A 19161-nucleotide genomic window follows, 5' to 3' on the forward strand; every position below is an offset into this window, starting at 1 on the left:
CGGTCCGGTCTCCTCTCCCCACAAGCGCTCATCGGCCCAGGTCCATGAGGACACCGGCCCGCTCGCGGTCCAACCACAGTTCTGCGCGTAATCGCGCGGCCAGCGGGTCGTAGAGCCGGTTGACCAACTCGTCGACGTCGGGGGTGGCCGCCGCCGGGGCGCCGAGCGCCGGGGCGGCGGTCAGTGTCGGCGCGGCGGCCGGCGCGGCGGTCGGAGGCGGTTCGGGATCGACTACCGGTGCCGGCTCAGGAGCCGATTCCGTGGTCTCTCGTTGCACGCTCGGCGGCGCGAAGGTGATGGTGTTCGTCGTGGCGTCATAGCTCGCGCCGTCGGGCGGTGCTGTGCTGAAATGGTTTTCAGGTGACGGAGCATCGCCGGAATGCCGGCCGCCGTGTGCCGTGACCGTGGGTGCGCGTTCGAATCGGTCCGGTGACGTCCCGAACATGCGCTGGAGGCCGACCGGGCGAGGGCTGTGGAAGACGTCTGAGTGTTGGTGCGCCGGTGTCGGATCGGCGTTGCGCTGGATGTCACTGCTTCGGCGGACGGGCGGCAGCACCACGAGGCGCCTGCCTGCGGCAGTCGACCGCTGAATCACCGCCGGCACCGAAGGCTGAGCCGCGGTGCCGCGCTGCGGGGTGGCGGCGGGCTGCGGTGCGGGGTGAGCGACGGGCAGTGTCACACGTTGCACGACGTCGGGTTCGGTCACGCCGGAGGCGTGTGGCGTGGGGTCTGGCCGATCGGCTGCGAGTAATTCCGGCGACTCACTCTTTTCGGGCTGGTAGTCGATGGGCGCCGAGGGCAACGCGTGCTCTACGTGAACCTCAAGGGGGGCGGGCACGGACTGGACGGGTGACGGCTTGTCCGCCGTGGGGAGCGGTGGACGTACGGTCGCGTCGGTTGCGGACCGTTGCACGGTCGGCGATTCGAGACGCGTGGGTGCCGCGGTGGTCGGCTCCGTCCGGCTCATCGGGCGGGTCTGGACGACGGGAAGGCGCTGCACAGGGACTGAGGAAGGCTGCGCCGCACGCGGCGAAGCACCCACCGAAGTCGTTGTGCTGCGCGGCTCATCCGGTGCGGCGGCGATCCGGTGGACGGCGACCGGGGGCGGTGCGCTTGTGGGGTCCGGCGCAGGCGTGGCCGCAGTGACCGGTAGCGCGGAATTCTCGGCGGCCGGTTCCGCGGGCGGGCCGGCATCGATCGACACCACGGGCGGCGCCGGCGTGGCGGGTTCGGCGGGCGCGTTCTCGACGGCGTCGGGTATCGGGGTGCGCTGGATCGCCGCGACGTCCCGAATCGTCGGCGTGCTGTCGGGCGGATCGCCGGACACACCGATGGATACATCCTCGGGTGCCGATGCCGGGGGACGGGTGGCGATGACGGGTGGGTTCGGCTCAGGCGAGGTCAGCGTGCGGAGCACAGGCAAGGGAGAACGGGTGGTGAGGCGCTGGACCGAGGACAGTGTCCGCAGCGGTGGGGCCGCTGCGGTACGTGGATGCGTTGCCGGAAGTGGCTGGACCACAGGAGAACTGGTAGCGCCATCGGATGGCGTCCGCTGAACCGGCGCCGACGGGACGGCCGGTGTGGCGTCGGGCGCGCTCACCGACGGAGGTTCAGGTTGCGGACCGGCCGGCGCTGCGGGCTCGTCGGCCACGTCCAACGTCCGGCGGTCGTCGGGATCGGTGGCCTCGACCATCGTCTTCGGCTCCGCATAGGCAGCGTCGGTGGCGTCGACGGGATATACGTGCGCCGCAGGCTCATCGGTCGCGGCGACATCATCGGCGGCGCGCTGCACTGCCGCCACGGTGCCGACTCGGGCGCGCTGGACGGACGGCAACCTGGGGGCCCACGTCCTCGACGCCGGCTGTGCCGGTGTCGGCGCGTTCGGGGTGTTGACCGCGCTTCGTGCCAGCTCCAGTACGGGCAACCCATCGGTGTTCTCCGCCGTCAGGAGTTGGACCGGCCGGGTGAATCCGGGGTTCTGGGAGGTGGTCAGTGACTCGGTGAATCCGGCGAACTGTGCGGTCGATTCGAGCCCGACGGTGCGTTGCATGGGCGCCAACCGTTGCCAGGACGGTGTCGGAGGTGTCGCTGCCGGGGGCCGGACGGCGGCCTGCGCCGCAGCCGAATCCGCCGATCTCTTCCAAGGCCACCACTTGGGCATCGGTGCCTCCCTTCAGTTCTGCGTGGCGAGGTTGCGCGTCAACTGCACGAATCTGCGACGGTCCGCATGCTCGAGGTCGAGTACCGCGTCGAGTTGCCAATGCAGGTGATAGGCGAGGTAGGAGACTTCGTCGTAGAGTGCGTCGACCCCGCACGTCACGATTCCCCCAGGCGACTCCCGGCAACATCGACGGCGAAGTCGTTGCTGCAGTGCGGGCATGTGACTCTGGCGTGGGTGTGGCCGTCCTGATTGATCCGGCGGTACAGGTCTTGCAGGAAGGCCAGGTCGGACGCGAACAGGTTCTCGATCACTCCGCCGTGGACGTCCTCGATCTCGCCGATGCGGGTGACCACGCGGCTGATCAATACCACCGCAAGGTAATTCGGGCTCTCACGAACGCGGTCATCGCGTTGTGAAACCAGCTCGTCCCTGGCGGTGGCCAACCGCATGACGCCGTGGCGGTGGACGGCGCCTGCCGGGTCGACATAGCCGCGGGGCAGTACGAACGGGAACTCGGTTCGCAGTTGGGGTGTCTCGTCGGCGGAAGGCATCTGCCCCGGCGCGTCGGCCAGGGCAGAAGTCCCGTGAATGTTGCCCCTGCGCATCAGGCCGGTTCGCACTTCTCGTACGTCAACACGAGCTTCTCGGTCATGACGCTCGTGTCGCCGGCCTTCATCGAACTCAGCTCGAGGCTCTTCGGCCATGCCGCGGTGAGGTTGTAACGCTTGACTTCCTCACCCTCGTAGTCGAAGACGATGATGGAACCGCCCTTGCGGGCGTCCTTCATCTTGCCCAGCTGCGAATCCTTGACCCACTTCTCGAAGCCGTTGTCCTTGGTCAGCGGGCGGGTCAACGTGCACTCTCCGGCCTTCCATCGGCCCGGCAGCTTCTTGACGTTGTATTTGCCGTCCTTGGCCATGTTCGATTTGTATTCGATGACGTCCTGCTCCATCTTGAGGCCGGTCACCTCGGTGATGGCCTTGATCTGTATGCCGTCGAACTCGAGTCCGAACGAGTGGCCTACCGAGCTGTCGTCGTCCTGCAGCGCCATGGTTGTCTACCCTTTCCTTCGGTGTGTGGCTTATTCGGCGACCAGGCTGGTTCCGCCGGAGTACTGCGACAGGCGGAAGATGACGAACTCGGCGGGTTTGACCGGCGCGACACCGATCTCGCACACCACCTCGCCGGCGTCGATGCCCTCGGCCGGGTTGGTCTCGCCGTCGCACTTGACGTAGAACGCCTCGTCCGGAGTCAGACCGAACAGCGCCCCTTTACGCCATTCGTTGACCAGGAATGCGCTGATGGTGCGGCGTATCTTGGCCCACAGCGAGTAGTCGTTGGGCTCGAACACCACCCAGTCGGTGCTGGTGAGGATCGACTCTTCGAGATAGTTGAACAGCCGCCGGATGTTGATGTAGCGCCAGGCCGGATCCGACGACAGGGTGCGTGCGCCCCAGACTCGGATACCACGACCGGGAAACGCACGAATGCAGTTGATGCCGACCGGGTTCAGCAGATCGTGTTCCCGGCGGGTGATCGAGCTCTCGACATCGATTGCACCGCGGACGATTTCGTTGGCCGGAGCCTTGTGCACGCCGCGAGTGTCGTCGTTGCGGCCCCAGATGCCCGCCACGAACCCCGAGGGCGGCAGGTACGTGCCGCCGCCGGTGGTGACCCATGGCCAGTACAGCGCCGCGAACTTGGAGTCGTAGCGTGCCTTGTCCACTCGCCATTCCTTGATCTGCTGCGCGTTGAGGCCCGGCGGCGGGTCCAGGATCGCCATCCGGTCACCCATCAGCTCGCAGTGGGCGATCATCGCCGTCTGCACCGATTGGACGGTGTCCAGATCGATTGCGCCGCGCTGGTATGCGCTCAGCAGGTCCGGCATGCAGACCATGGTGATCTCGTCGATGGTCTCCAGGCCCGCGACACCGCTGCGTTCTTCGACGTTGCCCACATAGTCGTCGCTGCTGAGCCGCTCGGGCGCAGTGGCCACGGCAACGTCCTCCGGTGCGGCCAATGCGATCTGCATACCTGCGTGCAGGTCTTCGGCCGGTTTGCCGGGGATCTGCTCGACCTTCACCGTCTGCGAAGCGGCGTTGACGACGGTGGCGACGTTGTTCTTACCGCGCGCCGTGGTGACGTTGGGGAACTCCTCGACGACCTGACCGTCGCGATGCACGACGAGCTTGACCCCGCTGGGCTGTTCCTCGCCCTCGTTGTGGAAGTTGCTGATCTCGACACGCAACCGGTCGGGCGGTGTGCTCGGGTCGAGCGCGAGAATGCGGTAGTTGGCCAACACGGCCTGCGGAGTCGCTTCCAGCTGGGGTTGGTTTCCCGCCGAACCGTTTTCGCCTTCGCCGTCCCCGATCCGGACGATGTACGAATTGCCACCGCCGTTCTGGAAGTAGGCCGCGACGGACTCGGCCAGGCAGGCGCCCTCGATGGCGTTGCCGAAGGTCTTCTTGTACTGGGTCCAGTTGCTGATCAGCGTGGGCTTGTTGAACGGACCTTTCTCGGCAAGGCCGATGAACGCCGCAACAGCGGTGCCCACGCCTTCGATAGGCCTTGAGCCGGAGTCGGTTTCCTCGACATAGACACCCGGCGACAGATACGTCGGCATTGCGCCTCCTCGGTGGTCTCGATGGGCTGGCCACGATCGTGCGCTGGTTCGGCGGGCGAGACGAGGAGCGCGGGGACTGCCGCGTGGGCACCGCATCGTGCACTTTGAGGCAGTCCCGCGTTCGCGCCTTGCCAACCACCATCCGCACACCGGATCGTTGACGTACAGACGCGAGGGAAGCGGGGCAGCATGCGAACCCACGACAGCGATCACACCCATGCATCGGAGTTGCGCCCGAAAGCATCTCGGCTGGAGGAGCCGGAATCGGCGATGGCGATGCGGGCGGCCTTGTCGGGCCGGCTCGACGTCGCAGGCCCGGCCGGCGTGGCCGGGCTGCAGCGGGTGGCGGGCAACTCCGGTGCGTCCGCGTTGATGGATGAGGACCGCTCACCGGTGCACAACGTCATCGGCTCGGGCGGTTCGCCGCTTCCGGCCGACCTGCGCACCGACATGGAGGGCCGCTTCGGCCATGACTTCGGTGACGTGCGCGTGCACCATGACGGCGCGGCACACGATTCGGCCAAATCGGTGAACGCCCAGGCGTACACCGTGGGGTCCGACATCGTCTTCCAGAGTGGGAAATACGATCCGGCCTCGGACGCGGGCAAGCACATGATCGCCCATGAGCTGACGCACGTCGTTCAGCAGCGCAGCGGGCCCGTCGACGGCACCGACGCAGGCGGTGGCGTCAAGATCAGCGATCCGTCGGACCGCTTCGAGCGCGAGGCCGTCGCCAATGCGGACCGCGTGATGGCGTCGCCGGCACCGGCCGCCGCACCCGCCGGTGCGCAACGGGTCGCCGAGAGCGCTGCGGTACAGCGCCAGGAGGAGCCGGCCGAGGAAGAAGAGACGGCACAGACCTTCGTGCAACGCCAGGACGAAGAAGCCGAAGAAGAATCGGCCTGAGCAGAGTCGGCGAATCGAACATGACGGAGCCGGCTCGGGCCGCACGGCCGGTCAACGACGCACTGACGGAGGGCCGTAGGCGAGCGGGGCCTGCGCGACCCAATGGCGGTCCGGCCGGTCTGGCGGCGCTGCAGCGGGCGGCCGGGAATGCGGCGGTCAACGCGCTGCTGATGGGAAAGCTCAGGGCACCGGGCAAGGACGAAATCGACGCTGCCCTCAAGGAAATGCGCCGTGACGAGCCGGCCATCGACACGGTCGAGAAAGGTCTAAAGGCGGCCAAAGCGGTCGGGGTGCCCGTCGAACTCGAAGGTCCGAAACCGCCGCCGTCGGCGCTCGCGGTCACGACAACGGGATTCGGGCCGGCCGCGGTGGCGCCGAAGAAACCGGTGCCGCCGCCCAAGCCCTTACCCGCCAAGAGTCCCCTCGGCAAGGCCGCGGCGAAGCCCGCCAAGCGGACCGGCGGCGGCGGTGGAGCTCGCCCGGCGGCCGCGCCGACCGCTGCGGCGGGTACCGGCGCATCGGGTGGGGCGACTCTGTCTGCCGATCAACTGCTGCAACCGCCGGTGGCCCCGAAATCGGTCAAACCGGGTCAGGATCCGGCGTTCACCGCCGTGACGGCGAACGTGAAGTCCTTCGCCAACGAGAAGCGCGCGCATCCGCCGGCGGCCGCCAAAGCCAAAGAGGCACAGGACGCCGCGCTCGCGCCGACCGACGACATCGCCGGCCAGGCGAAGGCCGCCAAGGTCGACACGATGGACGCCCAGCAGGCCGGGTCGTTCGACAAGAAGGCGTTCATCGCGGCGGTGAAGGCGGCCATCGAGGCCAAGTCGCCGAAGACGCTGAGCGAGGCCGACAACTACGCGAAGTCAGGCAAGGCCGGCGAAGTAAAAGGCGATGTCAAGGGATTGGTGACCCAGGGCAAGGAGAGCCAGGAAAAGGACATCGAAACGGCCACCGCGGCAGCGCCTGACACGTCCAAGGCTGTCGCGAAACCGGTCACGCCGATGGGACCGGAACAGCAGGGCCCGGCACCGGCGATCCCGGCGAGCGGTGCGGTGCCGAAACCGGCGCCACCCGAACAGCTCAACCTCGAAGCCGGCAAGCAGCAGGCCAACCAGGAGATGGCCGACGCCCAGGTCGACGAGAAGCAGCTCGCCGAGTCCAACGAGCCGGACTTCCAACAGGCTCTGGCCGACAAGAAAGAGGCTGCCGCACACGCCGATACGGCTCCGGGCGCGTTCCGCAAGCAGGAGGCCGACGTCATCGCCCAGTCGAAGACCGAAGCCGCCGCGGAGACGAAGGCCGGTGTGGCCGGTATGCAGGGCTCGAAGGCGGCCGCGTTGGCCAAGCTGGTCGCCGACAAGGGCAAGACGAAGTCGAAGGACGAGGCGAAGCGCGCCGAGGTCACCGCCCGTGTCCAATCCATCTTCGCCGCGACCGAAGCCGACGTGAAGAAGATCCTGGACGGCATCGACCCCAAGGTCGAGAAGGCGTTCGAAACCGGCGAAGCCGACGCCCGCAAGACGTTCGAGACCTACGTCGCCGCGAAGATGTCGGCCTACAAGAAGGACCGCTACAGCGGGTGGCTCGGCGGATTACGTTGGGCCAAAGACAAATTGGTCGGCATGCCGGACAAGGTCAACAAATTCTACGAGGCCGGCCGCGAGCTCTACCTCAAGCAGATGGACAACGTCATCTCGCGGGTGGCCGACATCGTCGGCAACGACCTCACCGCGGCGAAGAAGCGCATCGCCACCGGCAAGGCCGAGATCGCCTCCTACGTCAAGAGTCTGCCCGCAAATCTGCAGAAGGTCGGCGCCGAGGCTTCGAAAGAGATCAACGACCGCTTCGAACAACTCGAGGACGACGTCAAATCCAAGCAGGACGCCGTCGTCGACACCCTCGCCACCAAGTACGTCGACGCCCGCAAGGGCCTCGACGAACGCATCGAGGAACTGCAGGCCGAGAACAAAGGACTGGTCGACAAGGCGATCGGCGCGATCAAGGCCGTCATCAACACGATCCGCAAGCTCGCCGCGATGCTCATGGACACGCTGGCACGGGTTTCCAGTGTGGTCGGCGACATCATCAAGGCCCCGGTCCGCTTCCTGGGCAACCTGGTTGCCGGCGTCAAGGGCGGCATCATGCGGTTCAAGGACAACATCCTCGAACACCTGCGCAAAGGCTTGATGACGTGGTTGTTCGGCGCGTTGGCCGAGGGCGGCGTCGAGCTCCCCGACAAGTTCGACCTGCAGGGCATCATCAAACTCCTTGCGTCACTGTTCGGCCTGACCTGGCGCAACATCCGCAACCGGCTGGTCAAGCAGATCGGTGAGCCGGCGATGGCCGCGATCGAGAAGGGCGTGGAGATCTTCCGCACGATCGCCACGGCAGGTGTCGCCGGCCTGTGGCAGATGCTCGTCGACAAGCTCGGCGACATCAAGGAGATGATCCTCGAACAGGTCAAGGACTTCGTGATCACCCGGATCATCACCGCGGGCATCACGTGGCTGATCGGTCTGCTGAACCCGGCCGCGGCATTCATCAAGGCCTGCAAGCTGATCTACGACGTCATCATGTTCTTCGTCAACAACGCCGAGCGGATCATGAAGTTCGTCAACACGGTGATCGACTCGGCCGTCGACATCGTCAAGGGCAACGTCGGGGGTGTCGTCGCCAAGATCGAGGACGTCCTCGGTCAGATGGTGCCGATCCTGATCGGCTTCCTCGCCAGCGTCATCGGCATCGGCGGCATCGGCCAGAAGATCCGCGAGATCATCGGCAAACTGCAGAAGCCCGTCAACAAGGCGATCGACTTCGTGATCAAGACCGGACTCAAACTCGCAGGCCCGATCATCCGCGGACTCAAGGGGATTGGCGGCAAGGTCAAGGCGAAGGTCGCCGCGGGTAAGGCGTGGGTGAAGGGCAAGGCCGAGGCGGGCAAGAAGTGGGTGAAGGAGAAGGCATCTGCAGCCGCAAGCAAGCTCGGGTTGGGCCCGAAGACCTCTCAAGAGGTCAAGGCGGAGGCCAGGAAGCGCGTGTTGAAAGCGGTCGAGAATGGTGTGACAGTCGATCAACTTCGCGGCACGCTACCTGCAGTGTTGGCCGACCTGCGCCCGCATGGCTTGAAGAGGCTGGAGTTGACAGGCGGCGACGGGGCAGCTGTCTCTGTGATGGCGGAGGCGAGTCCGTTCGATCGTCTGATCGAGCTGATACCCCGCTATCTGAAGGAAAAGTGGAGTGAGACCAAGGCGAAGTTCGTTCGCGGAAAACCCTACGTGACGATGAAGATCACGCTGACACTCAACGACGCCGAACAGCAGCTACCTCCCGATATGGCGGGTGCGAAGCCGCACAAATGGGATGGGGACCTTCGCGTCCATCAACTACCGCCCGTGGAGCTGCATCCCGCACGTCCGAAGGGATATCGCGGTGTTACGGCGAGTCAACAGGTTGGCGGCGGTCTCGTTGAGGTCCCTGCGGCCGGCGCTGCTTCGGTCAACGTGGTGACTTTCAATACTGCAGAGGGCAGTCCGGTCCAGTCCAACGCAACCCATGCCGAAAGACAGTTCGTCAACTGGTTACGTCGGTCCGACGAAGATTGGCGCAAGCGGATCGTCGGTGTGGCCGTAGACATCAGCCACAGTCCGTGCACGCTGTGCACGGACGACATGATCGCGGTCAAGGCGCTGACTCCGGAAGCCACGACTCGCACACTGACATGGAGAAAAGCGTACGTCGACAAAATGCGAGAAGCCGCAGACAACAGGAGCACCACGAACGCGACGCTTGCCGCCATTGCGGAATCGGGCGGCTGGAAAGTTGAACCACGAGCCGTCGGGCCTGATGCCTCTCCGGCCGAAGAACAAAAGCCCGAGGACGACAAGAAGCTGACTGTCATCCGACGACGTCGTTGACGTTCACCCGCCGTAAGAGGTGGGGTCTTCTGGACAAATGGCTTCTATTGGAGTCGACTAGACGCGTGCCCCGATATCGAACGTCGCGGTTGGTAAGTCCGTCGCACACCCGCCGCGGTGCGACGCGGACCGCGGAGGCCGAGATGTCGTTGTGGCTGGCGGTGTCGGGACCCAGTAAAAGTCATAGGGTGGTCCGTGAGCTGCAACGTTTGGCGGGCAACGCAGCGGTCTGCGACATACTCACCCGCCCGCACCAACCGAGCCCCATCGTCCACAACGGCGGCCCGAGCGTCTCCCTGCATGGCGACACGACCGCGGCGTTCGACGGCGGGACGTCGAAGTGGACGCCGAAATCGATGAAGCGCGCGAAGAGCTGCACCGAGTGCCCCGAGGACGACCCGTGCCTGCATGCCGTCGGCACCTTCAACGTCACGTACAAGGCCGACGTGACGATCAAGATGCCCGACGTCCCCGACGGTCTCACCGCGTGTCAGGAACGCCGAGTCCGCGCGTTCCTGCGTGACGTGCTCGGTCCGCATGAGCGTGAGCATGCCCGCCGGTTCCGCACGTACGACGGCACCACCACGCATCGCATCGACTTCACCGGCTGCGGAACCACGGCGCTACAGGAGCACCTGCAGGAGATCCACGACAAGGAAGAGGCCAAACGCCACACTGATGCCGAATCACTCTCCGCGGCAATCGATCCCTTCAACAAGCCGATCGATCTCGACTGCACCGACTAGGTGCCCTGAGGTGTGATATCGCCGGTGATAGCGCACTTCCAACACGAACTACGATCGCCTCCCGCGACACGCCCGAACGCTCAAGAACCAAGACCCGGCTGCGCCATGACCCGGCCCACAAAAGCCTTACGTTGCGTGGCCACAACGTAGGGGCAGGGCATCGACACCTCGAAGCTCACCTGCTCGACCCGCGGTCCAGGTGGCGGCGGCCCGGCCCCGACGTAGCTGCCGCACCCGGTTTCGGGTGTGCCGGTGTAGCCGGGCGGACACACGCACGTGCCGCTGGCGTTGCGGCTGCTGATTCCCGGACATGGGCTCACGCAACTGCCGTTGTAGAGTTCGGTCCCCGCCGGGCAGCCACAGGTGCCGCCGGCGCCGCGCACCTGGCCCGACGGACACGGGCTCACGCAACTGCCGTTGTAGAGCTCGGTCCCGGCGGGGCAGCCGCACGTCCCGCCACTTCCGCGGACCTGTCCTTCGGGGCAGGGTGAGACGCAGGTGCCGTTGTAGAGCTCGGTTCCGACGGGGCAGCCGCAGGTTCCGTCGCTGCCGCGGACCTGTCCTTCGGGGCAGGGTGAGACGCAGGTGCCGTTGTAGAGCTCGGTTCCGACGGGGCAGCCACAGGTTCCGTCGCTGCCCCGGACCTGTCCGTCGGGACAGGGTTCGGGTTGACAGGTTCCGTCGCTCCCACGCACTTGACCGTCGGGGCAGGGTTCGGGTTGGCAGGTTCCGTCGTTGCCGCGCACCTGGCCGTCCGGGCACGGCTCCGGCTGGCAAGTCCCGTTGGCGTCGCGAACTTGTCCTTCCGGGCACGGCTCGGGTTGTGGCGATGTCACTTTCGGCTCGGTGGGGCAGGTGGCATCGGCCGCAACTGTGCTGCCGTCCGGGCACTGCTTTGTGCGTGGCCCGATCCTCGGCTCGGGGCACATCTGATCGGGTGCCACGGTGGTGCCATCGGGGCATTGTTTCGGTGGCGGAGGAGGATTCGGCGCACACGGGCCGTCGGGAGGCGGCTGGTGCGATTGTCCCGGCGGGCAGACCTGCGTGCGGAACTCGTTGACGGGGAAGAACGAGATCTCTTCGACACGCCAGCCCTCAGGGCTCTTCTTGGCGACCACCCGCTCGATTCGCATCGTATTGCTTTCGAGCACTTTGCCGTCCGGCGTCTTGACCGTCTGTGTCACCACCACGGCGCGCTGCACGGTGTCCGGCTTGTCGGCGGGATGTTCCCCGGTAACCAGCAGCGCATCGGCGGTGACCTCGGCCTTCTTGGCCTTCCACTCCTGCCACCAGACGCTGTTGCCGCGTTCGAGGGTGTCCTTGCCCGCCCGAAGTTCAGCCCCGAAGTACGGCAAGGCACGGTTGTACGCGTCCAGCGTCGACCCGTCCCGCACGGGGTACCAGGTGAACATCGTCTCGAGGCCGTTGACGATCGCGTCCTGAGCCTCGGCGGGAGCGGTCTCGTCAGAGTCGGTACCGCCCGGCTCCGGTGCGTCGCCGGACGGGCCGCACGCGGCGACCACGAACACCGCGGCGGCAAGCAGGACGGCAAGAATTGCCTGCCCGCGCCGCCGCCTGCGGTGCCGACAATCCGCGTGGCGTCCCATGCCGTCTCCTCGCACCGGTATGTGTGCTGTCCCATCATTGTTCGGTCTGGTGTCAGTTACCGCGACGTCCGTTGGTGCGGTCGTGGTCGGCTGGTAGGGCAGTACTGGTTGACCGATCGGGCAAACCCGTCCCGCGGGCGATGACGAATCGTCGCATGCGGCGGGACACTGCTCAGTGCAGCCGTACATCCGTGCTGCCGATGCCGCGACGAAAGATGAATGATGACAGCCCTCGTCACGATCTCCAGGAGAGCTTTCCTGATCGCGTTGTGTGTCAGCGTCGCGGCCATGCTGATCACGCCCGCACCGCCGGCCTGGGCGGCCGGTGTGTGTGCACGCAACGGAAAACCGTTGGCGGACGGCACGTACACCACCACGTCGGGATTCGGGCCACGCGGCAACTCCATCCACCAGGGCGTCGACCTCGCGGGCAGTGACGGCACCGATATCTTCGCCGCGATGGACGGGACGGTCGCGGCCGCCGGGCCGGCCAGCGGATTCGGTCAATGGATCGTGATCGACTCACAGACCCGCACCGGCCTGGTCTCCACCGTCTACGGGCACATGTACCCCGACGGCGTGCTGGTGCGCCAGGGAGCGCCCGTCCGCGCAGGCGACCACATCGCCGAGATGGGCAACAACGGCCAATCCACCGGCACCCACCTGCATTTCGAGTACTGGGAGGGCGGCCGGCTCAGCCACGGCCAGGCGGTGGATCCGGCGTTCATCCTGAGCGGTCAAGCGGTGTCGGCGAATCAATCGACCGCACAACAGGCTTCGTCTGCGGCAGACTGCCGAACCGGCGTCCTCAAGCCCGGCCTGGTTCCCCCGGCGTTCGTGCCCTGGCTGCTCAAGGCCGGTGTGATGTGTCAGGGCATCACCGCCCCGCTGCTCGCGGCGCAACTGGAGGCCGAGAACGGATTCCGGCACGGCCCGACGGCACCCGTCTCGTCGACCGGAGCGCAGGGGCCTGCGCAGTTCATGCCAGGGACATGGAAAACCTGGGGTAAGGACTACGACAACAGCGGCCCGCCCCCGGATGTCAACAGCATCGCCGACGCGGTGATGTCGCAGGGCGCGTTGATGTGTGAGAACTACCGGTTGTGCGCCGCAGGAGTCGCGGACGGTTCGCTGGCCGGTGATCCCGTTGCCCTCGCGTTGGCCGCCTACAACGCCGGATTCGGAGCGGTGCAGCGCAACGGCGGCATGCCGTCGGGAGGCGAGTACACCACCCAGACGCAGCCGTACGTGTACAAGATCATGCAGCGCGCCAAGGCATTTGAAGCGAGTCCCGGTCTCGGCGGCATGCCGCCCGAGTCGGTGCCGATCACCGGTGGCCCGACGACGATCGTCGACGCCGCTACCGAATTCAAGGGCAAGAAGTGGGTGTGGGGCGGAGGCGGGGTGGACGGGCCGACTCGCGATGGTTTCGACAGTCCGGGGTTGACCTACTACGCCGTCGTGCGCGGCACGGGCGGCAAGGAGGTGCTGCCGCGCACCGCCGATGAACAGTGGAACGTGGGCAAGGAGATTGCGCTGCCCGAGGTGCAGCCCGGCGACTTGATCTTCAGCGGCTGGGACCGGCATGACCGACCCTCGCACGTCGGGATCGCCGTCGGAAACGGCGAGATGATCCACGCGGACCCGGCTCGCGGGGTGGTCATCGCCGAGTTCTATCCGGAGTCGAAGGCGCGGCGGGTGTCATGAAAAAGCTTGTTGCCGTGGTTGTCTTCCTGACCATCGTCGTCATCGGGCCGGTCACCGGCTGCCGGCTGGATCCGCTACCGATCGATCAGGTGGCCAGCGTCGACCTCAGCGATCCTGATCAGGTCATCGCCGATGCTCTGACCACGATGTTCACCTGGCGCCCGACCCAGGACGAGTCTCCCGACACGGCTTATCGGCGCGCAGCGGCCTATCTTGCCGGTGATCTTGCCAAGCAGGGCGAGCAGACGACCACACCGGGACCGGGATCACAATGGGATCAATGGCGCTCTGATGGTGCGAACGTCACCGCCAAAGTCTATTTCCTGGCCGACGAAACGCCACCGAACTCAACCGATGTCACCCACCGGGTGGTCGTGGTGGTGCAGTCGATCGCGACGTTGGACAACCGGCTCATCGACGAGATACGCCACACCGCATGGGTGACCGCGAAGCGGTCGAACAACGGTTGGCGCGTCACCAGTATCGAGTTCTGAGGGGGAATCCCGGTGTTGTTCAGTGGTGGACGGATTGTGGTGGCGGCGGCGGGCGCCATTGTCCTCGTGATCGTCGCGATCTACGTGGTCCGTTCGGTGTGGTGGGATCCGACCTCGAAATCGGCATCGATCACTCCGTCGACATCGGTGTCCGGCAGTGGCGCGAGCACGTCCGAAACCGACGGCTCGGGCGGCGGTGACGGGTCAGGTGCCGGGTCGGGTGGGGGATCAGGTGGTGATACGGGCGGCGGCGGTGACAGCGGCGCAGGCGGGGGAGACTCCGGCGGCGGGGACAACTCCGGAACGTCGAGTGGGCACCCGCCTTTCACCGCGACAACCGAGCAGGTGAAGCGGTTCCTCGGCACGGTTTTCGTCGATGCCGAGGTGCCTCGTGTCGAGGGTGGCAATCCCGAGGTAGCTGCGGTTTTCAATGACGAGATGGATGCGGCGCTGCAGGCGCAGGCGGACTCGGTGACGGGCGGAAGCCTGGAGGGTCGTCCCGGTAGCGAGGTGCGGATCGGCGAGCGGGTACTCAGTGGTGTGCTGCGGACCGCGGCCGTCGACCTGGCCGAGGCGCAGTCGATGCCGTTGGCCAGCACGGTCGTCGTCGATTCGGAAAGCGGGAGTCTGATCACCTTGTCGTCGCTGTTCAACGACCTCGACGAAGGCTTGGCCCGCTTGCAGGAGGAGTCGGAGACGCTGGGGCCGAGCACCGACCTGGGTGACAGCTTCGATGCCTCCGGTTTGGAGCCGACCGAGCAGATGTTCGGGCGATGGTCAGCCGAATCATCCGGTATGCGGGTGTTTTTCGAACAGGGCGTGGTCGGTCCGATGGCTGCCGGCATCGTCGAGTTGACCATACCCTGGGACAACCTCAGCGACATCATGAAGCCGGGTGTGGCCGATATCGTCGCGAGCTGAATCCAGATCGCTCGCGGCCTACGCCGTACTGCGTTTGATGCAGAACCCGCCGATGATCCCGATGATCGCTCCGACCACCACCAACGGCACACCGTAGGCGGGACCGCCCGATTCGAGCCTGCTCATCGCAAACGCGACGTAGAGCACCGTCAATGCGCCGGCAAGGAATCCGGACACGATCGTATAGCGGCCTGAGGCACTGAGGATTCCGAGGAGCATCACGCCGGCCAGCACGAGGATCAGTGCCCGTGTCACGGGTTGGCTCACCATCATCCAGGTCTCGATGGTTGTCGGTGCGATCTGGCCCTTGTCGTCGAAGATATCCTGCAACCGCCCCAATTCACTGGCGGCATAGTTCCTTCCGCTCAGGAACCAGGGTCGGAACGCACCCAGCACCATGATGAGCCCGCCCAGCAGGGTGGCGGCCAGCCGGATCAACGGCAGGATCTCCGACATGGACTGGGTGAAGCGGCCCTGATCTTCGACGGCTCCGGTGCCGTCTTCGGCGCGAACGGTGAACTCCCGGGAAACCTCTTTCCCGGCCCCGGGCAGGTTGCCCCAGAGCCGAAGGGCTGCGGTTGCGATCGCCCCCGGTGGGACGTCGAGGCGCGAGGGGGTGAAGGTGAAGCGCAGCGCCGCTTCGGGATCGGTTCCCGACAGCCAGGCGCTCAGCGGCAGCGCGCCTTTGGTGTTGTCCAGCGTCACCCGGAACCGGCCCCGCCGGCGGTTGCGGACCGACACGTGTTCGGGCTCCAGGCGCAGCTGCGCCGTGGTGATCGGAGAAGTGCTGGCGGACTGCACCAGAGACCCGGTGGCTTCGCTCTCGTCGGTGCCGTCGTTGCAGAGCACCACGATGGGGCGTTCGGCTTCCTCGCCCGGATGGGGCAACGGTGCGCGCACGCTGGCCAAGATGCGGGCCTGCTCGCCGGCCCGCACGTACAGCTGCGGTTGGGAGAAGGAAAAGCGCACCACACCTTCCGGGTCGCGCCCGGCGAAGACCAGCCGCCTGTCCTTGCTGCCCCGCCGGTTGTCGACCAGGATCGCGATCTCGGCCGACGTGGCGTCACGGATGCGGGTCACGGTGCGTTCCAACCGAAGCCGCACGGGGCTGTCAGACGGGGCCTGGGAGCGTTCCTGGACGACGTTGACGATCGTTTCCACGATCCCTTGGTCGCTTGCCGCGGTCAGTTTGAGCGAACGGGGCGCCTGCTGCCCGTAATCGATCGGTGGCGCGTCGAATCGGACATCGACGAACATGAACCGCCGTGGCGGGACCTCGACAGTGGTCTGCCGGAAGTTGAACCGCACCACACTCTCCGGGTCGGTTCCCGTCAGTGAATACCGCTGAGGGTAGTTGCTTCCACTGTTGTCGAGCCGCAACCGGAACCGGCCGCTGGTGTGGTCACGCAACCGGACCACTTGGGGCTCCGCGGTCATCGTGATGGGCCCGCCGATCCGTGGCACCGTGATGACGAGTTCGGCATCGGCCCGCTTCGCCGGATCCTCGACCGAACAGATCTGGATGTGAAGCCGGAAGCGTTGCACATAAACGTCGAAACCGTCGCGGATGGTCAACGAGACCGTGGTGACACTTTCTTCGTCGGTCAGCACCCGGATTTCGGGGTGCTTGATCTCAAGCCATTCCGGTGCTCGCGGCGCGACGACGGTGTAACCGTCCACGATCGACGACCGGTTGCGGATGCGGATGTCCACGGTGCCACCGGTGTGTGGATCGAGTTCGACATCGGGACTTTCGACCGTGACTGTCGGTGCTTCGGCGGGCCGTCGATTCGGTGTGGTTGGGCGCCTCGGGGTGGGCGGCGGTGCGGTGTGCCGGAGTTGGTCGCGTGACACGGCGGGGAACTTCTGGCTGTGCGTCTCACGGACGATGGGTGTCGACGCCGTGAGCGGTGCGCCGTCGAGTGAGGCGACCCCGGCGTCCCATCCCAGGTAGAAGTCGCACTTGGTGCAGAACTGTGCGTCGGCGGCATTCTCGGCGCCGCACTGCTCGCAGTGGTGCTCAGTCATTGGCGGTCCCCTTCGCATTCTCGCCACGCTCGTGGGTGGGCAGTAGCCGGCCGAGTTTCCGGTACTCCTGATGGATGGCTGCGCCGATGTGGTCGGCGCCGATGGCCGAGCCGGACTCGGCGGCTAGGTAGGCAGCCGTGATAGCCGCCGATCGAATATTGCCGCCCGACAACGGAAATGAGTTCGCGTAGCCGTGCAGCTCGAGGTCACCGCGCGTGGGAACCGGCGCGGCCAGGCAGTGTTGCCACAGCGCGAGCCGCGCCGACTCGTCGGGAAGTGGGAAGTCGACGACCATGTCGAGCCGTCGTGTGAAGGCGTCGTCGAGGTTGGCCCGCAGGTTCGTCGCGAGTACTGCCAGGCCGTCGAACGTCTCCATCCGCTGGAGTAGGTATGCGCTTTCGATGTTGGCGTAACGGTCGTGCGCGTCGCGCACCTCGCTGCGCTTGCCGAATATCGCGTCGGCCTCGTCGAACAACAACACCGCGCTCACCCGCGACGCCTCGGTGAAGATCCGTTCGAGGTTCTTCTCGGTCTCGCCGATGTACTTGTCGACGACCGTCGCGAGGTTGACGGTGTAGAGGTCCAGACCGAGATCGCCCGCGATGACTTCGGCAGCCATCGTCTTCCCGGTGCCGGAGTCGCCGGCGAACAGTGCGGTCACGCCGGTCCCACGCCCGCCGCCCGGGCGCATCCGCCATTCCGACAACACGATCTCGCGCGTGCGTGCCCGGGTGGTCAACTCCCGCAGTTGTTTGAGCGTCTTGTCCGGCAATACGAGATCGCGCCACGATACGGCCGGCTCGATACGCCTGGCGAGGTGTTCGAGGCCCGCCGCGTTCTGAGTGCGGGCGCCGCGGCGCAGGTCGCGGTCGCTGGGCACGCCCCCGTTGGAGCGGGCCAGCGCTTCGGCGGCCGTGATCGCCGCTGACACCTGGCGGGGCCCGAAGACATACTGTGCCGCGATATCGGCGACGTCGACGGACCCGACGAGCGGACCGAGGGCACGCCGCCAGAGTTCGCTGCGTTCACCGACCGTGAACCTTGCGGCCTCCGCGATCAGCGGTACGCGGTCCGACCAGTTCGGGTCCCAGGCCGACGTCCCGGTGAGCACAACCGGCACCGGCATCCTGGCCAGCCGGAAGACGATGTCGGCGGTATCGGCGCCGAGCGCGTCGATCGGGGAGACCACGAGCGCCGCGCCGCGCAACAGCGCTTCGCGGCCCAGCACGGAAATGGCGTCGTGCACGTCGCCGTTGGCGGCCAATCGTGCTGCGTCGCAGACCATCACGCTCAAACCGGCCGCCCCAAGCGCATCGGTGGCGATCGCCGCACCCGAATCGTTCACCGTCTCACGCAGATAGCACAGTCGCACGCCGGACTTGAATGCCTGTGCCAGTTCCCGGGATTGTGCGCAGTGATGGCCTTGAGGCGTGACCAGGACGCCGGACAGCGCCGCATCGGGCGTGTCATCGCCCAGCAGGTAGGCGGTCACGCGGTCCGGCACCCGCATGGCGCGGGTCAGGAACGGCCGGTCGGCGTCGTCGATCACCACGAGCGAGTTGTCCACGAGCGATGATCCCGGCGACAGCATTGCGCGGGCCGCGGCATCGAGTGGGGAGAGATCCGAGAGCTCCAGTGCCAGGCCTACGGTCGCGCGGCGGCGAGTCACATCGTCGTTGAGATAGCCGTACAGCTTTTCGAAACGAGTGTCCAGATCGGGCAACTGGCAGATGATGAGGAACTCGACCTCCAGTTCGCACAGACCGGCCGAGCGGGCCAGCACCCGCAGCCGGAGTTCGACCCCGGCGGCTTCCGCGGCATCGGCGCGCTCCTCCAGAGCGTGCCGAAGGGACTCACTCACGGGTGGCGGCGCGGGCGTGGGGGAGAGCAGCGCGTCGACGACGTCGTCGCTGAGGTACAACCCCCGGAACGGATCGTCGGGCGCCGGATCGTGGCCGCGGCGGTGCGCGACCAGGGTGCGCACGCGTTCCTCCACCAGCATTGCCCGGCCGAGCAGGTAACGCGTGCTGTCCAGAGGCATGTCCATCGGC

The 19161-nt window shown here is 66.4% G+C and carries 14 protein-coding genes; 6 read left to right on the forward strand and 8 right to left on the reverse strand.

Going from position 1 to position 19161, the window contains the following annotated elements; genetic code table 11:
* Window positions 1-28 precede the first annotated feature (28 nt).
* The 5 genes from AWC31_RS00790 to AWC31_RS00810 all read right to left on the reverse strand — a co-directional run bounded on the left by AWC31_RS00790 (window position 29) and on the right by AWC31_RS00810 (window position 4784).
* Window positions 29-2050: a hypothetical protein gene (locus AWC31_RS00790; RefSeq protein WP_085141908.1), complete on the reverse strand. Its 2022-nt coding sequence runs from the start codon at window positions 2048-2050 to the stop codon at window positions 29-31.
* A gap of 123 nt (window positions 2051-2173) precedes the next feature.
* Complete coding sequence (locus AWC31_RS00795; protein WP_207626267.1) at window positions 2174-2320, reverse strand: DUF6760 family protein; 147 nt, start codon at window positions 2318-2320, stop codon at window positions 2174-2176.
* Window positions 2317-2781, reverse strand: coding sequence for a hypothetical protein (locus AWC31_RS00800; RefSeq protein ID WP_234816665.1), 465 nt, complete (start codon window positions 2779-2781; stop codon window positions 2317-2319). Before AWC31_RS00800 ends, AWC31_RS00795 begins: the two co-directional genes overlap by 4 nt.
* Window positions 2766-3212: a phage tail protein gene (locus AWC31_RS00805; RefSeq protein WP_036437200.1), complete on the reverse strand. Its 447-nt coding sequence runs from the start codon at window positions 3210-3212 to the stop codon at window positions 2766-2768. The genes AWC31_RS00800 and AWC31_RS00805 overlap by 16 nt, the downstream gene beginning before the upstream one ends.
* A gap of 30 nt (window positions 3213-3242) precedes the next feature.
* The gene (locus AWC31_RS00810; protein ID WP_085141911.1) at window positions 3243-4784 is read right to left on the reverse strand and encodes a phage tail sheath family protein; all 1542 of its coding nucleotides are present in this window, start codon (window positions 4782-4784) and stop codon (window positions 3243-3245) included.
* A 189-nt stretch (window positions 4785-4973) separates the two neighbouring features.
* Here AWC31_RS00810 and AWC31_RS00815 point away from each other — a divergent pair, with 189 nt between their 5' ends.
* The 3 genes from AWC31_RS00815 to AWC31_RS00825 all read left to right on the forward strand — a co-directional run bounded on the left by AWC31_RS00815 (window position 4974) and on the right by AWC31_RS00825 (window position 10353).
* Window positions 4974-5690 (forward strand): eCIS core domain-containing protein, encoded by a 717-nt coding sequence (locus AWC31_RS00815; RefSeq protein ID WP_085141913.1) that lies wholly within the window; start codon window positions 4974-4976, stop codon window positions 5688-5690.
* Window positions 5691-5710: 20 nt separating this feature from the next.
* Window positions 5711-9607, forward strand: coding sequence for a phage tail protein (locus AWC31_RS00820; protein ID WP_234816666.1), 3897 nt, complete (start codon window positions 5711-5713; stop codon window positions 9605-9607).
* Between the two features lie 188 nt (window positions 9608-9795).
* Window positions 9796-10353, forward strand: coding sequence for a hypothetical protein (locus tag AWC31_RS00825; RefSeq protein ID WP_085141915.1), 558 nt, complete (start codon window positions 9796-9798; stop codon window positions 10351-10353).
* An 80-nt stretch (window positions 10354-10433) separates the two neighbouring features.
* Here the strand turns inward: AWC31_RS00825 and AWC31_RS00830 are convergent, their stop codons facing one another.
* Window positions 10434-11960: a hypothetical protein gene (locus AWC31_RS00830; RefSeq protein WP_133060055.1), complete on the reverse strand. Its 1527-nt coding sequence runs from the start codon at window positions 11958-11960 to the stop codon at window positions 10434-10436.
* Window positions 11961-12182: 222 nt separating this feature from the next.
* Between AWC31_RS00830 and AWC31_RS00835 the strand changes: the two genes are divergently transcribed.
* Genes AWC31_RS00835 through AWC31_RS36665 form a run of 3 tightly spaced genes read left to right on the forward strand, consistent with a single transcriptional unit; the run spans window position 12183 to window position 15082 of the window.
* Window positions 12183-13667 (forward strand): peptidoglycan DD-metalloendopeptidase family protein, encoded by a 1485-nt coding sequence (locus tag AWC31_RS00835; RefSeq protein WP_234816667.1) that lies wholly within the window; start codon window positions 12183-12185, stop codon window positions 13665-13667.
* Window positions 13664-14161, forward strand: coding sequence for a hypothetical protein (locus tag AWC31_RS00840; protein ID WP_085141920.1), 498 nt, complete (start codon window positions 13664-13666; stop codon window positions 14159-14161). The genes AWC31_RS00835 and AWC31_RS00840 overlap by 4 nt, the downstream gene beginning before the upstream one ends.
* 12 nt (window positions 14162-14173) lie before the next feature.
* The gene (locus AWC31_RS36665; RefSeq protein WP_110774855.1) at window positions 14174-15082 is read left to right on the forward strand and encodes an RsiV family protein; all 909 of its coding nucleotides are present in this window, start codon (window positions 14174-14176) and stop codon (window positions 15080-15082) included.
* An 18-nt stretch (window positions 15083-15100) separates the two neighbouring features.
* On the opposite strand, the gene AWC31_RS00855 is transcribed toward AWC31_RS36665, so the two are convergent.
* Both AWC31_RS00855 and AWC31_RS00860 read right to left on the reverse strand, forming a co-directional pair.
* Window positions 15101-17110 carry a zinc ribbon domain-containing protein gene (locus AWC31_RS00855; RefSeq protein WP_085141926.1) on the reverse strand — a complete coding sequence of 670 codons (2010 nt, stop codon included), beginning with the start codon at window positions 17108-17110 and terminating at the stop codon, window positions 15101-15103.
* The gene (locus AWC31_RS00860; protein ID WP_085141928.1) at window positions 17103-19157 is read right to left on the reverse strand and encodes an ATP-binding protein; all 2055 of its coding nucleotides are present in this window, start codon (window positions 19155-19157) and stop codon (window positions 17103-17105) included. The genes AWC31_RS00855 and AWC31_RS00860 overlap by 8 nt, the downstream gene beginning before the upstream one ends.
* Between the last annotated feature and the right edge of the window lie 4 nt (window positions 19158-19161).

Origin of the sequence: Mycolicibacterium wolinskyi (genome assembly GCF_002101965.1) — a bacterium.
GTDB classification, from domain to species: Bacteria; Actinomycetota; Actinomycetes; order Mycobacteriales; family Mycobacteriaceae; genus Mycobacterium; species Mycobacterium wolinskyi.

Bases quoted from the DNA above. Each gene is read 5' to 3' on its own strand.
- AWC31_RS00790 (WP_085141908.1), bottom strand. From the start codon at position 2,050: ATGCAACGCACCGTCGGGCTCGAATCGACCGCACAGTTCGCCGGATTC.
- AWC31_RS00805 (WP_036437200.1), bottom strand. From the start codon at position 3,212: ATGGCGCTGCAGGACGACGACAGCTCGGTAGGCCACTCGTTCGGACTC.
- AWC31_RS00810 (WP_085141911.1), bottom strand. From the start codon at position 4,784: ATGCCGACGTATCTGTCGCCGGGTGTCTATGTCGAGGAAACCGACTCC.
- AWC31_RS00815 (WP_085141913.1), top strand. From the start codon at position 4,974: ATGCGAACCCACGACAGCGATCACACCCATGCATCGGAGTTGCGCCCG.
- AWC31_RS00820 (WP_234816666.1), top strand. From the start codon at position 5,711: ATGACGGAGCCGGCTCGGGCCGCACGGCCGGTCAACGACGCACTGACG.
- AWC31_RS00830 (WP_133060055.1), bottom strand. From the start codon at position 11,960: ATGGGACGCCACGCGGATTGTCGGCACCGCAGGCGGCGGCGCGGGCAG.
- AWC31_RS00835 (WP_234816667.1), top strand. From the start codon at position 12,183: ATGACAGCCCTCGTCACGATCTCCAGGAGAGCTTTCCTGATCGCGTTG.
- AWC31_RS00840 (WP_085141920.1), top strand. From the start codon at position 13,664: ATGAAAAAGCTTGTTGCCGTGGTTGTCTTCCTGACCATCGTCGTCATC.
- AWC31_RS00855 (WP_085141926.1), bottom strand. From the start codon at position 17,110: ATGACTGAGCACCACTGCGAGCAGTGCGGCGCCGAGAATGCCGCCGAC.
- AWC31_RS00860 (WP_085141928.1), bottom strand. From the start codon at position 19,157: ATGGACATGCCTCTGGACAGCACGCGTTACCTGCTCGGCCGGGCAATG.